Here is a 13,646-nt window from a genome sequence, read left to right on the forward strand (position 1 = left end):
CCCACGCCCTCACGACAGCTCCCCGCGGCCCTGCCGCGGCAGGCCCAGTTCCGCCGTCGCGGCCGAGTTGCAGTATTCGCGGACCGCGCTCGTCCGGGCCACTACGCGGCCGCGATGCACCACGATCCGGCTGTAGGCCAGGGACAGCGCCGCCGCGAGGCGTTCGCCGCGCACCGCGAGGAGTTCGGCCGGGAAGCCCGCCTCCACGCGGACCTCCGGCAGACCCAGCACCGCGCGCGCCGACGCGCTCACACAGTCGTACGCGTCCTCGGGGCGCAGTCCATGACGGGAGGCCAGCAGGTAGGCGGCCTCGAACGGGTCGCCGCGACCGACCGGGTTGGAGACGTCCTGCAACGCGCCGCTGCCGGCGGCGATCCGGACCCCGGCGGCGCGCAGCAGCCGTACGGGCGCCGTGCCGCGGCGTTCCACGCCCCCGCAGCCGCCCTGGGGCAGGCACACCACGGTGACCCCGGCCGCGGCGAGCTGGTCGGCGGCGCGGGAGGCCGTCTCCGCGGGCAGGCGCCCCAGTCCGCCGCACGGGCTCAGCGTGACGCCGGGGCGCAGTCCGCCCGCCATGGCGGCGTAACGGGACAGCCTGGCCGGGTCGGTGGCGTCGGTGTGCAGGTCGACGGGGCAGCCGTGCTCGGAGGCGACCTCCAGGACGGCCTCGACGTAGCCGGTCGGATCGGGGTCCAGGTCGGGGCAGCCGCCGACCACCGAGGCGCCCATCTTCAGCGCGTCCCGCAGTATGGCCAGCCCGTCCGCGCCCGCCACCCCGGTCAGCAGCCGGGGCATCGCGACGGTCGTCAACTCCGTGAGCCCGCGCAGCGCACGCCGTGCCTGGAGGACGGCGGCCAGCGCGTTCAGCTCCTGGACGTCGCCCACCCGCACATGGGCCCGCAGCGCGGTCGCGCCGTGGCCGAGCTGGAGCAGGGCGGCCTCCGTGGCCCGGCGCTGGACGTCCTCGGCCTCGTAGGAGGCGGGGCCGTCCTGGTCGGCGGAGAGGGCGGTGTCGCCGTGGGCGTGCGGTTCGGCCGGTGCCGGCAGCAGCAGGTAGCCGCTCAGGTCCACCCGGGACCCGGACGCGCGTGTGCCGTCCCCGGTCAGGCTCCCCGCCGTGCCCACCGCCTCGATACGCCCGCCGCTCAGCCGTACGTCGACGGTCCGGCCGTCGGTGAGACGCGCCCCGCACAGCAGGAGGGAGCCGGGGTCGGCCGGGCCCGACGACGAGGACGGAGGGGGCGGCTGGGGGTGGCTGTCGGGCATCGCGCTCCAGGGGCTCGGGCTGCGCATCGGCGCTGCGGACCCCGCAGGGGCACTGCGCCGGGCATGCAAGATCACGCAGAGTGAGTCGAGCCTAGGGTGGCGACCCGGTCCTGGCGCGCAGGAGCGCAATAGTCGTACCGGCGTGGTCCCTCGCGGTGGGGCCGTCGGCGCGGTGGTGGTGGGGTCCGGGAGGCGGTGGTTCGGCCCGGTGTTCGGGTGCGGACGGGGGCCGGGAAACGGATTTGGGCGAACGGCGGCAGACCGTGTAATGTCTTCATCGCTCGCCCCAATAGCTCAGTCGGCAGAGCGTCTCCATGGTAAGGAGAAGGTCAACGGTTCGATTCCGTTTTGGGGCTCTGGTGTGTGAAAGGTTCCCGTCGCAAGACGGGGCCTGATCGCATCACAGCGGTGTAGCTCAGTCGGTAGAGCAAGCGGCTCATAATCGCTGTGTCACCGGTTCAAGTCCGGTCACCGCTACTGACAGTAGCCGATTGCGGGGTCGGTCCTTCGATCGGCTACTCTTTCTTGCGTTGAATCAGTCCATCCGTTCGTCTTAGGAGCACTCACGTGGCTGCCACCGACGTCCGCCCGAAGATCACGCTGGCCTGCGTGGAGTGCAAGGAGCGGAACTACATCACCAAGAAGAACCGGCGTAACAACCCGGATCGTCTGGAGATGAAGAAGCACTGCCCGCGTTGCAATGCGCACACCGCGCACCGCGAAACGCGATAAATCAGGCTCGTACGCGAGGCCGTCCCCGATCGTGGGGGCGGCCTCGCGTCGTTTCCACCGCGGTTACCGCTCGGTTCCGGCCGACCGGGCGCAGCATCAGGACCATCGCAGCAGACGACACCAGGAGGTGCCGGGCCATGGCGCTCGACCAGTCCTTCGTGGGGCGGAGCTACCCGCCCACCGAGCCCTACGAGGTGGGGCGCGAGAAGATCCGCGAGTTCGCGGTGGCGGTGGGTGACGCCAACCCGGTCCACACGGACCCGGAGGCCGCCAAGGCGCTCGGCCACCCCGATGTGATCGCCCCGCCGACCTTCGTCTTCGCCATCACCTTCGCGGCCGCCGGGCAGGTCGTCGCCGACCCGCAGCTGGGCCTGGACTACAGCCGGGTGGTGCACGGCGATCAGAAGTTCGCCTACACCCGCCCGGTGCGCGCCGGTGACCGGCTGTCCGTGACCTCGACGATCGAGGCCGTGAAGACCATGGCGGGCAACGACATCCTGGACGTCCGCGGTGAGGTCCACGACGAGGCCGGCGAGCACGTCGTGACCGCCTGGACGAAACTCGTGGCCCGTGGGGCGGACGCCGGGGAAGGGCAGGGCTGAGACCGATGACGGCGAAGATCGCGTACGACGATGTCGAGGTCGGCACCGAGCTGCCCGCCCAGAGTTTCCCCGTGACCCGCGCCACGCTGGTGCGGTACGCGGGCGCCTCGGGCGACTTCAACCCGATCCACTGGAACGAGAAGTTCGCCAAGGAGGTCGGACTCCCGGACGTCATCGCGCACGGCATGTTCACCATGGCCGAGGCGATCCGGGTGGTCACCGACTGGACCGGCGACCCGGCGGCGGTCGTCGAGTACGGCGTCCGCTTCACCAAGCCCGTCGTCGTCCCGAACGACGACAAGGGCGCCACGATCGAGGTCAGCGGCAAGGTCGCGGCCAAGCTCGACGACAACAAGGTCCGTGTGGACCTGACCGTGACCAGCGCCGGGCTGAAGGTGCTCGGCATGTCGCGGGCGGTCGTGCGGCTGGCGTGACGCACGACCGCGTGTGAGGGGCGCCTCCTTGGAGGGGGCGCCCCCCTTTTTTTCCGGCGTTCGACCCACCCTTGACTTAGTTAGTTATTAAGCACTAACTTCGAAGCATGGCAAGGATGAGTGCGGAGGAGAGGCGTGAGAGCGTCGTGCGGGCGGCCATGGCCGAGTTCGCGCGAGGCGGCTACCACGGCACGTCCACCGAGACGATCGCCAAGCGGGTCGGTGTCTCGCAGCCGTATCTCTTCCGGCTCTTCCCGGGCAAGCGGGCGATCTTCCTGGCCGCCGCCGGGCAGTGCGTGGAGGACATCCACCGGGTCTTCGCCGAGGCCGCCGAAGGGGTGGAGGGCGAGGAGGCCCTGCATGCCATGGGTGAGGCGTATCGCCGGATGGTCTCCGAGCATCCCGAGCGGCTGATGATGCAGATGCAGATGTTCCTCGCCGTGGCCGCCGCCGAGCAGGAGGGCGACCACGAGTTCGGCGAGGCCGTACGGGCCGGCTGGATGCGCCTGTGGGACACCGTGCATCTGTCGCTGGGGGCGGATGTCGGCGAGACGACGACCTTCATGGCGTACGGGATGCTCATCAACTGCCTGGTGGCCATGGGCTTCCCGCCCGAGCACCGGGTCTGGGCGGGCATGGATTCCGCCGAAGGGGACGAGAGCGGAAGCGGGAACGGGGCGTAGGAAGGGCGGCGCGGATCGCCGCTCTCTTTTATGGCCGCAGAAGTTAGTGATCAATAACTATCAAGCGGAATCGCACACTCCTGGGGGAGCGATGTCACACCGGACCGATCACAAGGCGGGGGAGACGAACCCGCGCGGGGCCGTCTGGGCCCTGATCATCACCGGCGTCGCCGGATTCATGGCCGCACTCGACAACCTCGTCGTCACCACCGCGCTGCCGTCCATCCGCGAGGACCTGGGTGGCGGGCTGCACGACCTGGAATGGACGGTCAGCGCCTACACGCTCACCTTCGCCGTCCTGCTGATGTTCGGCGCGGCCCTCGGCGACCGCTTCGGCCGTCGCCGGCTCTTCCTCGTCGGCATCATGATCTTCACCGTCGCCTCCGCGGCCGCGGCCCTGGCACCCGGCATCGACTCCCTGATCGCCGCCCGCGCGGTGCAGGGTGTCGGCGCCGCGATCATGATGCCGCTGACGCTGACCCTGCTGACGGCGGCGGTGCCCGAGGCCCGGCGCGGGATGGCGTTCGGCATCTGGGGCGCGGTCAACGGGCTCGCGGTCGCGTCCGGGCCGCTCATCGGCGGCAGCCTCACCGAGCACATCTCCTGGCAGTGGATCTTCTGGCTGAACGTCCCGCTGGGCGTCGCCCTGCTGCCGCTCGCCCGGCTGCGTCTCGCCGAGTCGCACGGCACCGGCGCCCCGCTCGACATCCCCGGCACCCTGCTGGCCAGCGGCGGACTCTTCGGCATCGTGTACGGGCTGGTGCGCGGCCCCTCCGACGGCTGGACCGGGCGTCTGGTCCTGACCGGCCTGTTCGCGGGCGGGGCGCTGCTCGTCGGGTTCGTCCTCTACAGCGCCCGGGCCCGCAACGCCATGCTGCCCATGAGGCTGTTCCGCTCCCGCGCCTTCGCCGGGATCAACGCGGCGAGCCTGCTGATGTTCCTCGGGATGTTCGGGTCGATCTTCCTGCTCAGCCAGTACATGCAGGGCGTGCTCGGCTACTCGCCGACCGAGGCGGGGCTGCGGATGCTCCCGTGGACGGGTATGCCGATGCTGGTCGCGCCGATCGCCGGCATCCTCGCCGACCGGATAGGCGGCCGGCCCGTGGTCGCCACGGGACTGTTCCTGCAGGCCGCCGGTCTCGGCTACATGGCGTACGTGGTCACCGTCGACGTCTCCTACGCCGCCCAGCTGCCCGGTCTGATCATCAGCGGTGTCGGCATGGCGCTGTTCTTCGCCCCGGCCTCCCACCTGGTCATGTCCAGCGTCCGCCGCGGCGAGCAGGGCATCGCGTCCGGCGCCAACAACGCCCTGCGCGAGGTCGGCGGCGCGCTCGGCATCGCCGTCATGGGCTCGATCTTCGCGGCCCAGGGCGGCTACGAGACCGGCCAGACGTTCGTCGACGGGCTGCGGCCCGCCCTGGTCACCGGTGCCGCCGTCGTGGCCCTCGCCGGTGTCGCGGCGCTGTTCGTCCCGGGGCGGCGGCACGCCGTCGAGGCGGACGGGGACGCGGCCGAGAGCCTGCCGGAGCGCGAGCTCCAGCCGGCCGTCCGGTGACGCCCTGTCGCCGACGTCCCTGCCCTGCCCGAGGAGAAGGAGGAACCGCTGTGCCCACGCTTCCCTGGACCACGCCGAACCCCGTTCCGCCCGGCACCGACGTGCTCGTCTTCGCCTCCCGCTTCGAGACCCGCACCCTGTGGGGAGCGTTCCGCTTCCTCCTGCGCACGCCGGGCGTGTGGCGGCAGGTGAGCCGGGCGCCCGGGGCGTACGGGGCCACCCTGAAGGCCGAGGTGTTCAGGAGGACCTTCTGGACGCTGTCCGCCTGGGAGTCGCCGGCCGCGCTGAAGGAGTTCGCCCGCTCCGGCCCGCACGCCCCGAGTGCCGGTGGCCTGTCCGGGCAGATGCGGGACGCCAAGTACGCCCGCTGGGAGGTGCCGGGTGACGCGCTCCCGCTGGACTGGGCGGAGGCGCGGCGCCGGCTCGGCTGACCGGCACGCGCGCGTGGAGGCCGACGTGGCCCCGGTATCCACAGGGGTGCCGGGGCTGTCGGTGCCGTCTCGTAGTCTTGGGCGCGTGCAGGTACTCCACGACGCCCCCCTCGCCCCCCTCACCACCTTCCGGCTGGGCGGCCCGGCCACCCGCCTGGTCACCGCAACCACCGACGCCGAGGTGATCGACGTCGTGCGCGAGGCGGACGCGGCGGGGACCCCGTTGCTGGTCATCGGCGGCGGGTCGAACCTGGTCATCGGCGACAAGGGCTTCGAGGGCACCGCACTCGTCGTCGCCACCAAGGGTGTCGAGCTCGCCGGCGGCGCCCTGGAGCTGGCCGCGGGCGAGGTGTGGACCGACGCCGTCGCCCGCACGGTCGAGGCCGGGCTCGCCGGTGTCGAGTGCCTCGCCGGCATCCCCGGCAGCGCGGGCGCCACCCCGATCCAGAACGTCGGCGCGTACGGCCAGGAGGTCTCCTCCACGATCACCGAGGTGATCGCCTACGACCGCCGCCGCGGCGAGACCGTCACGCTGACGAACGAGGAGTGCGCCTTCTCGTACCGGCACAGCCGCTTCAAGTCCGACCCCGAGCGCTATGTGGTGCTGCGCGTCCGGTTCGCGCTGGAGGACGCGGACGGGCTCTCCGCGCCGATCCGGTACGCCGAGACGGCCCGCGCCCTCGGTGTGGAGGCCGGCGACCGGGTGCCGCTGGCCGCCGCGCGCGAGACCGTGCTGAAGCTGCGCGCCGGGAAGGGCATGGTCCTCGACGCCGAGGACCACGACACCTGGTCCGCCGGATCGTTCTTCACCAACCCGATCCTGAGCGACGAGCAGTTCGCGGCGTTCCGCGCGCGCGTGGGCGAGCGTCTCGGCGACGGCGTGGAGCCGCCCGCGTACCCGGCGGGGGAGGGGCACACCAAGACCTCCGCGGCCTGGCTCATCGACAAGGCCGGCTTCACCAAGGGGTACGGCAGCGGCCCCGCCCGCATCTCCACCAAGCACACCCTCGCCCTCACCAACCGGGGCGCGGCGACCACCGAGGACCTGCTGGCGCTGGCCCGCGAGGTCGTCGCCGGCGTCCGTGAGGCGTTCGGGATCACGCTGGTCAACGAGCCGGTGACGGTGGGAGTCAGCCTGTAGGTCCGCCGGGAAGCCCGCAAAGCCACCGCCGGTCACGGCGTCAGTACGCCACCCCCACCCCCTGCTTCACCGTCGACGCGTCCTGCGTCATCGCCAGCATCGCGTGCGCCACGTCCGCGCGGCCGATGAAGCGGCCCCGGGCCGGGGTGCCGCCGACCACCGTGCGGTACGCGCCGGTGAGCGGCTTGTCCTGGAGCCGGGGCGGCCGGACCGACGTCCACTCCACCGTGCTGCACGCGAGCTCGGCCTCCATCTCCCGGAGGTCGTCGTACACGGGCTTGAGCACCGCGGAGACCACCGCGTGCATCGTGCGGTCCAGCGGGCCGTCCTGCGGCGCGGCCGGTCCGAGCGGTGCCGCGCTCACCACCAGCAGCCGGCGTGTGCCCTCTGCCTCCATGGCCCGCAGCACCGTACGGGTGAGCCGGGCGGTGATCCCGGCGTCCTTGCGGCTGCGGGCGCCGAGGCCGGAGAGGACGGCGTCCCGGCCGGACACCGCGGGGCGCACGGCCTCCGGGTCGGTCAGGTCCGAGCGGAACACCTCCAGGCCGGCGCCCGTCACCGGCAGTCGCGCCGGGTCCCGGACGACCGCCGTCACCTCGTGTCCGGCGGCGAGCGCCTGCCGGACGATCTCCTGACCGATGCCTCCGGTGGCACCGAACACCGTGAGTTTCATGGCTCTCCCCGATCCGAAACTGTTGGTGGGTAAGTATTCACTCACCTCTGTTTGGTCTCTAGAGTGGGTAAGTACTCACCCACCCGTCAACCCCCGGTAAGGTCCGTTGCGTGGAATCCGTGCAGAAGCCCGCCCGCGTCCGCATCCTCGACGCCGCCCACGACCTGCTGCTGACCGTCGGTCTCGCCCGGGCCACGACCAAGGAGATCGCCAAGGCCGCCGGATGCTCCGAGGCCGCGCTCTACAAGTACTTCGCGAGCAAGGAGGAGCTGTTCGTCCGGGTCCTCGGCGAGCGGCTGCCCCGGCTGGCACCCCTGCTCAGCACCCTCACGGCTGAGCCCGGCACGGGCACCCTGGAGGACAACCTCACCCGGATCGCCGAGCAGGCCGCCCTCTTCTACGAGCAGAGCTTCCCGATCGCCGCCTCCCTGTACGCCGAGCCCCAGCTCAAGCGGCGCCACGACGACGCGCTGCGGACCATGGGCGCCGGTCCGCACAAGCCCATCGAGGCCCTCGACGCCTATCTGCGCGCCGAGCAGACGGCGGGCCGCGTCCGCGCCGACGCCGACACCTTCGCGGCCGCCTCCCTGCTCCTCGGCGCCTGCGCCCAGCGCGCCTTCGCCTACGACGCGGGCCCGGAGGGCGGACGCCCGCCGGCGGACGCCTTCGCCGCCCGGCTCGCCCGAACCCTCCTCGACGGAATCTCCGTTGCGCCGGAGGCCGCCCGCCCGCGACCCTGACGCCATGAGGCAGCGCAGATGCGGCTGAGGCTGACGGAGTTCCGGCCCCGGACGGGACCGCACACCCACCGGGTGGTCCGCCCGAGGACCCCGCTGCGCCACACCTCCCTGACCGCGCCCGACCCCATCGGTCTGCTGCTCGGCGACCACGACGGCCTCAACACGCTGGCCGCCCTGTTCTCCTTCGCCTCCCGCTCCCCGCACACGATCGTCCATGTGTCCCTGCGCGACGGCGTCCCGCCCGACGAGGGCTGGGGCGAGCGGGTCGACCTCGTCCTCGCCCACCACACCCTCGGCCTGCGCCCCGGCCAATGGCCCGGACTGCGGCGCGGGCTGCGCCAGGGCACCCCGCTGACCGCCCGCACCGACGAGGCCCGCACCGAGCGGGACGCCCAGGCCTGGCAGGACCGGCGGGACCGGGACGACCTACGGCACACCACCCACGCGCGCACGCTCTTCCTGTTCGGCGGCCGCGAGGTGTTCGCCGCGTCCGCCGCCGAATTCGCCTACGCGGCAGGGTTCGGACCGCGCCGGAAGCGGGTCGCCCAAGGGCACTCGGCGATGATGACGGGACTGCCGCTCGCCCAGCCGCCCGGTGGCGGGCACCCCTACGAGGTGCTGGTCTGCTTCAAGCCGTACCCGCCGTACGCCCACTTCAGACGGCCGGGCGAACCAGCCAGTCGTCCACGTCCGCCAGCAGCCTCTTCTTCGTCTCCTCGGGCGCGGCCGAGGCGCGTACGGACTGACGCGCCAGCTCCGCCAGCTCCTCGTCGCTGAACCCGTGGTACCGCCGGGCGATCTCGTACTGGGCGGCCAGCCGCGAGCCGAAGAGCAGCGGGTCGTCCGCGCCCAGGGCCATCGGCACCCCCGCCTCGAACAGCGTGCGCAGCGGGACGTCCTCCGGCTTGGCGTAGACACCGAGGGCGACGTTCGAGGCCGGGCAGACCTCGCAGGTCACCCCCCGGTCGGCGAGGCGCTTCAGCAGCCGAGGGTCCTCCGCCGCGCGCACCCCGTGCCCGATCCGGTGCGCGTCCAGGTCGTCCAGGCAGTCCCGGACCGAGGCCGGCCCGGTCAGCTCGCCGCCGTGCGGAGCCGACAGCAGGCCGCCCTCGCGCGCGATGTGGAAGGCCCGGTCGAAGTCCCGGGCCATGCCGCGCCGCTCGTCGTTGGAGAGCCCGAAGCCGACGACGCCGTGGTCGGCGTAGCGCACCGCGAGCCGGGCGAGGGTGCGGGCGTCCAGCGGGTGCTTCATACGGTTCGCGGCGACCAGGACGCGCATCCCGAGCCCCGTCTCCCGCGACGCCGTCTCGACCGCGTCCAGGATGATCTCCAGAGCCGGGATGAGCCCGCCCAGCCGGGGCGCGTACGACGTCGGGTCGACCTGGATCTCCAGCCAGCCCGAGCCGTCCCGGATGTCCTCCTCGGCGGCCTCCCTGACCAGGCGCTGGATGTCCTCCGGCTGCTGCAGGCACGAGCGGGCGGCGTCGTACAGGCGTTGGAAGCGGAACCAGCCCCGCTCGTCCGTCGCCCGCAGCTTGGGGGACTCGCCTCTGGTCAGCGCGTCGGTCAGCGCCTCGGGCAGGCGTACCCCGTACTTGTCGGCCAGCTCCAGCAGGGTCGTCGGCCGCATCGAGCCGGTGAAGTGCAGGTGCAGATGGGCTTTCGGCAGCTCAGAGACATCACGTACACGCTCCATTCCCAGATCCTGCCGCACGCCCGAGGGGTCCCGGTAGCGGTTTCCCCTTTAGTGGTCTTGCTCGCACAAACAAATGAGGGCACCTCCGGGACCGGAGGTGCCCTCACAGCGGAAGGGGAACGTCAGTCCCGGGCCTCCGCGAGCAGCTTCTGGATACGGCTCACGCCCTCGACGAGGTCCTCGTCGCCGAGCGCGTACGACAGCCGCAGATAGCCCGGCGTGCCGAACGCCTCACCCGGGACGACCGCGACCTCGGCCTCCTCCAGGATCAGCTCGGCCAGCTCGACGCTGGACTGCGGGCGCTTGCCGCGGATCTCCTTGCCCAGCAGGGCCTTCACCGACGGGTAGGCGTAGAAGGCGCCCTCGGGCTCCGGGCAGACCACGCCGTCGATCTCGTTGAGCATCCGCACGATCGTCTTGCGGCGGCGGTCGAACGCCTCGCGCATCTTCGACACGGCCTCCAGGTCGCCGGAGACGGCGGCGAGCGCGGCGGCCTGCGCCACGTTGGAGACGTTCGAGGTGGCGTGCGACTGGAGGTTGGTCGCCGCCTTGACGACGTCCTTCGGGCCGATGACCCAGCCGACCCGCCAGCCCGTCATGGCGTACGTCTTGGCGACGCCGTTGACGACGACGCACTTGTCGCGCAGCTCGGGGAACAGACCCGGCAGGGAGACCGCGGCGGCCCCGCCGTACACCAGGTGCTCGTAGATCTCGTCGGTGAGGACCCACAGGCCGTTGTCGACGGCCCAGCGGCCGATCGCCTCGGTCTCGGCCTCGGTGTAGACGGCGCCGGTCGGGTTGGACGGCGACACGAAGAGGACGACCTTCGTCTTCTCCGTACGGGCGGCCTCCAGCTGCTCCACGGAGACGCGGTAGCCGGTCGTCTCGTCGGCGACGACCTCCACCGGGACGCCGCCCGCGAGCCGGATCGACTCCGGGTACGTCGTCCAGTACGGCGCCGGGACGATGACCTCGTCGCCCGGGTCGAGGATCGCGGCGAAGGCCTCGTAGATGGCCTGCTTGCCACCGTTGGTGACGAGGATCTGCGAGACGTCGGGCTCGTAGCCGGAGTCGCGCAGCGTCTTCGCGGCGATCGCGGCCTTCAGCTCGGGAAGACCGCCGGCCGGGGTGTAGCGGTGGTACTTCGGGTTCTTGCAGGCCTCGATGGCGGCCTCGACGATGTAGTCCGGGGTCGGGAAGTCGGGCTCACCGGCGCCGAAGCCGATCACCGGGCGCCCGGCGGCCTTGAGGGCCTTTGCCTTGGCGTCCACGGCGAGGGTGGCGGACTCGGAGATCGCGCCGATTCGGGCGGAGACCCGGCGCTCGGTCGGAGGGGTTGCAGCGCTCATGGCCCCATCGTTTCAGACAGGAAACGCGCCCGGCACACGGGTTTCACGGACTGAACATCGCCTGAACATCCGTCCGGATCCCGCCCGCGGCCAGCGCGATCTTGGGCGGGCGGAGGCCCGCCCGGCCGAAGGTCCTGCGCCGGCCGGGTTCCCATCGGCCACTTTCTGTTCGACGGGGCGCCCGCGACCACGTACACTCTCACCTCGTTGGCCTTCAGCAGCCGCCGCCGCACGGTGCACACCGAGCATCCGCGCGGATGCGGTACGTTGGGGGACACACAAAGGGTCGTAGCTCAATTGGTAGAGCACTGGTCTCCAAAACCAGCGGTTGGGGGTTCAAGTCCCTCCGGCCCTGCTACACACACCTTCGCCAGGATGTGTGCGCATGTACGTACAGCAATGCACCGCCGTGCGGCTCAAACCGGGCGCGGCACGGCCACGACCCGGAATCAGGTGAGGACGAGTGACGGACGCCGTGGGCTCCATCGACATGCCTGATGCCGAGGACGAGGCGCCGGAGAAGAAGACGCGCAAGGGCGGCAAGCGCGGCAAGAAGGGCCCGCTGAAGCGGCTCGCGCTGTTCTACCGCCAGATCGTCGCGGAGCTCCGGAAGGTCGTCTGGCCGACGCGCAATCAGCTGACGACGTACACCACCGTGGTGATCATCTTCGTCGTCATCATGATCGGTCTCGTGACCGTGATTGACTATGGGCTCGACAACGCCGCCAAGTACGTCTTCGGCTGAGCAAAGAGCGAAGGGCGCCGCGGGTTACCGGCGCCCCTTTCGCATGTTCCACCCCTATGTATCCAGGAAGAAGCAGCCACCGTGTCTGACCAGAACCTGAACGACGCCGTCGAGCCGGACCAGTCCGTGGACGACGAGCTCGACATCGTCGAGGGCGCGGACGAGGACCTGGACGAGGTCGAGGCTGCCGACGCCGAGGCGGGCGAGCCCGCCGAGGAAGCCGCGGTGACCGTCGTGGACGCCGACGCCGTCGAGGACGCCGAGACCGAGGATGCCGAGACCGCCGAGAACGCGGACGAGGCCGCCGAGGAAGAGGCCGAGGAGACCGAGCCGGTCGACCCCGTCGCCGCCCTCCGCGAGGAGCTCCGCACCCTGCCCGGCGAGTGGTACGTGATCCACACCTACGCCGGCTACGAGAACCGCGTGAAGACCAACCTGGAGCAGCGCGCCGTCTCGCTGAACGTCGAGGACTACATCTTCCAGGCCGAGGTGCCGCAGGAAGAGGTCGTCCAGATCAAGAACGGCGACCGCAAGACGATCAAGCAGAACAAGCTCCCGGGCTACGTCCTGGTCCGTATGGACCTGACGAACGAGTCCTGGGGCGTCGTCCGCAACACCCCGGGCGTCACCGGCTTCGTGGGCAACGCCTACGACCCGTACCCGCTGACCCTGGACGAGATCGTCAAGATGCTCGCCCCGGAGGCCGAGGAGAAGGCCGCCCGCGAGGCCGCCGAGGCCGAGGGCAAGCCCGCGCCGCAGCGCAAGGTCGAGGTCCAGGTGCTGGACTTCGAGGTCGGCGACTCGGTCACCGTCACCGACGGCCCGTTCGCCACGCTGCAGGCCACGATCAACGAGATCAACGCCGACTCGAAGAAGGTCAAGGGTCTCGTCGAGATCTTCGGCCGTGAGACGCCGGTCGAGCTGAGCTTCGACCAGATCCAGAAGAACTAGTCGGCGTCTTCCCGATAACGTCCGAACAGGTCAGACCGGCTGTCCCGCAGCCTGTCTGACCTGCTCGGTTTCAGGCCGCGCATCTATACCCGTTATCGTTGTGCGGTATGCCTGCGTCCGGGTGGTCCCCGGAGGCGGGCAGGACCCGAATCGAAAGGACCCGGAGAGCAATGCCTCCCAAGAAGAAGAAGGTCACGGGGCTCATCAAGCTCCAGATCCAGGCCGGTGCCGCGAACCCGGCCCCGCCGGTCGGCCCCGCGCTGGGTCAGCACGGCGTCAACATCATGGAGTTCTGCAAGGCCTACAACGCCGCGACCGAGTCGCAGCGTGGCTGGGTCATCCCGGTGGAGATCACGGTCTACGAGGACCGCTCCTTCACCTTCATCACCAAGACGCCCCCGGCCGCCAAGATGATCCTCAAGGCCGCGGGCATCGAGAAGGGCTCCGGCGAGCCGCACAAGACCAAGGTCGCCAAGATCACCGAGGCGCAGGTCCGCGAGATCGCCCAGACCAAGCTGCCCGACCTCAACGCCAACGACCTGGACGCCGCGTCGAAGATCATCGCCGGCACCGCGCGTTCCATGGGCGTCACGGTCGAGGGCTGACCTCCACCCCCCCGTACGACAAGCAGAACGTGGGAGGGCCTGC

Annotated in this window: 15 protein-coding genes, 3 tRNA genes and 1 pseudogene; 15 read left to right on the forward strand and 4 right to left on the reverse strand. The window is 71.1% G+C overall.

Annotated features, from left to right (window positions below):
- Positions 1–9: 9 nt before the first annotated feature.
- Positions 10–1,266 carry an amidohydrolase family protein gene (locus tag DC008_RS20615; protein ID WP_108708241.1) on the reverse strand — a complete coding sequence of 419 codons (1,257 nt, stop codon included), beginning with the start codon at positions 1,264–1,266 and terminating at the stop codon, positions 10–12.
- A 283-nt stretch (positions 1,267–1,549) separates the two neighbouring features.
- On the opposite strand from DC008_RS20615, the gene DC008_RS20620 reads away from it, so the two are divergent.
- The 9 genes from DC008_RS20620 (at position 1,550) to DC008_RS20660 (ending at position 6,844) form a co-directional block, all read left to right on the forward strand.
- Positions 1,550–1,622: transfer RNA gene (locus DC008_RS20620), tRNA-Thr, on the forward strand.
- Positions 1,623–1,670: 48 nt separating this feature from the next.
- Positions 1,671–1,743 (forward strand) — tRNA-Met (locus tag DC008_RS20625).
- A gap of 90 nt (positions 1,744–1,833) precedes the next feature.
- Positions 1,834–1,998: a 50S ribosomal protein L33 gene (gene rpmG, locus DC008_RS20630; RefSeq protein WP_003948671.1), complete on the forward strand. Its 165-nt coding sequence runs from the start codon at positions 1,834–1,836 to the stop codon at positions 1,996–1,998.
- A 137-nt stretch (positions 1,999–2,135) separates the two neighbouring features.
- Positions 2,136–2,600 carry a MaoC family dehydratase N-terminal domain-containing protein gene (locus tag DC008_RS20635; RefSeq protein ID WP_108708242.1) on the forward strand — a complete coding sequence of 155 codons (465 nt, stop codon included), beginning with the start codon at positions 2,136–2,138 and terminating at the stop codon, positions 2,598–2,600.
- A 5-nt stretch (positions 2,601–2,605) separates the two neighbouring features.
- Positions 2,606–3,034 carry a MaoC family dehydratase gene (locus tag DC008_RS20640; protein ID WP_055622562.1) on the forward strand — a complete coding sequence of 143 codons (429 nt, stop codon included), beginning with the start codon at positions 2,606–2,608 and terminating at the stop codon, positions 3,032–3,034.
- A 107-nt stretch (positions 3,035–3,141) separates the two neighbouring features.
- Positions 3,142–3,717: a TetR/AcrR family transcriptional regulator gene (locus DC008_RS20645; RefSeq protein WP_208645932.1), complete on the forward strand. Its 576-nt coding sequence runs from the start codon at positions 3,142–3,144 to the stop codon at positions 3,715–3,717.
- Positions 3,718–3,808: 91 nt separating this feature from the next.
- Entirely contained in the window at positions 3,809–5,272 is a 1,464-nt protein-coding gene (locus DC008_RS20650) for an MFS transporter (protein WP_108708244.1), read from the forward strand.
- 50 nt (positions 5,273–5,322) lie between these two features.
- A complete protein-coding gene (locus tag DC008_RS20655; protein WP_108708245.1) occupies positions 5,323–5,703 on the forward strand; it encodes a DUF3291 domain-containing protein in 381 nt (126 codons plus the stop codon).
- Positions 5,704–5,788: 85 nt separating this feature from the next.
- Complete coding sequence (locus DC008_RS20660) at positions 5,789–6,844, forward strand: UDP-N-acetylmuramate dehydrogenase (protein WP_108708246.1); 1,056 nt, start codon at positions 5,789–5,791, stop codon at positions 6,842–6,844.
- Positions 6,845–6,884: 40 nt separating this feature from the next.
- Here DC008_RS20660 and DC008_RS20665 read toward each other — a convergent pair whose 3' ends face one another.
- Complete coding sequence (locus tag DC008_RS20665; RefSeq protein WP_108708247.1) at positions 6,885–7,517, reverse strand: NAD(P)-dependent oxidoreductase; 633 nt, start codon at positions 7,515–7,517, stop codon at positions 6,885–6,887.
- A gap of 110 nt (positions 7,518–7,627) precedes the next feature.
- Here DC008_RS20665 and DC008_RS20670 point away from each other — a divergent pair, with 110 nt between their 5' ends.
- On the forward strand, positions 7,628–8,257 hold the full coding sequence (locus tag DC008_RS20670) for a TetR/AcrR family transcriptional regulator (protein WP_108708248.1): 630 nt from the start codon (positions 7,628–7,630) through the stop codon (positions 8,255–8,257).
- Positions 8,258–8,275: 18 nt separating this feature from the next.
- Positions 8,276–8,929, forward strand: a pseudogene (locus tag DC008_RS20675) (hypothetical protein); the annotation flags it as partial.
- Here the strand turns inward: DC008_RS20675 and DC008_RS20680 are convergent.
- Both DC008_RS20680 and DC008_RS20685 read right to left on the reverse strand, forming a co-directional pair.
- The gene (locus DC008_RS20680) at positions 8,913–9,953 is read right to left on the reverse strand and encodes an adenosine deaminase (RefSeq protein WP_108708249.1); all 1,041 of its coding nucleotides are present in this window, start codon (positions 9,951–9,953) and stop codon (positions 8,913–8,915) included. The pseudogene DC008_RS20675 and the gene DC008_RS20680 sit on opposite strands and share 17 nt — an antisense overlap.
- Before the next feature lie 122 nt (positions 9,954–10,075).
- A complete protein-coding gene (locus DC008_RS20685) occupies positions 10,076–11,302 on the reverse strand; it encodes a pyridoxal phosphate-dependent aminotransferase (RefSeq protein ID WP_055622554.1) in 1,227 nt (408 codons plus the stop codon).
- Between the two features lie 282 nt (positions 11,303–11,584).
- Here DC008_RS20685 and DC008_RS20690 point away from each other — a divergent pair.
- The 4 genes from DC008_RS20690 to rplK all read left to right on the forward strand — a co-directional run bounded on the left by DC008_RS20690 (position 11,585) and on the right by rplK (position 13,603).
- A tRNA-Trp gene (locus DC008_RS20690) sits at positions 11,585–11,657 on the forward strand.
- A gap of 108 nt (positions 11,658–11,765) precedes the next feature.
- Positions 11,766–12,047 (forward strand): preprotein translocase subunit SecE, encoded by a 282-nt coding sequence (gene secE, locus DC008_RS20695; RefSeq protein WP_108708250.1) that lies wholly within the window; start codon positions 11,766–11,768, stop codon positions 12,045–12,047.
- Positions 12,048–12,128: 81 nt separating this feature from the next.
- Complete coding sequence (nusG, locus tag DC008_RS20700; RefSeq protein ID WP_055622552.1) at positions 12,129–12,998, forward strand: transcription termination/antitermination protein NusG; 870 nt, start codon at positions 12,129–12,131, stop codon at positions 12,996–12,998.
- A 170-nt stretch (positions 12,999–13,168) separates the two neighbouring features.
- Complete coding sequence (gene rplK, locus DC008_RS20705) at positions 13,169–13,603, forward strand: 50S ribosomal protein L11 (protein ID WP_055622551.1); 435 nt, start codon at positions 13,169–13,171, stop codon at positions 13,601–13,603.
- The last annotated feature ends 43 nt before the right edge of the window (positions 13,604–13,646 follow it).

It is taken from the genome of Streptomyces nigra, from assembly GCF_003074055.1.
Classification (GTDB): domain Bacteria; phylum Actinomycetota; class Actinomycetes; order Streptomycetales; family Streptomycetaceae; genus Streptomyces; species Streptomyces nigra.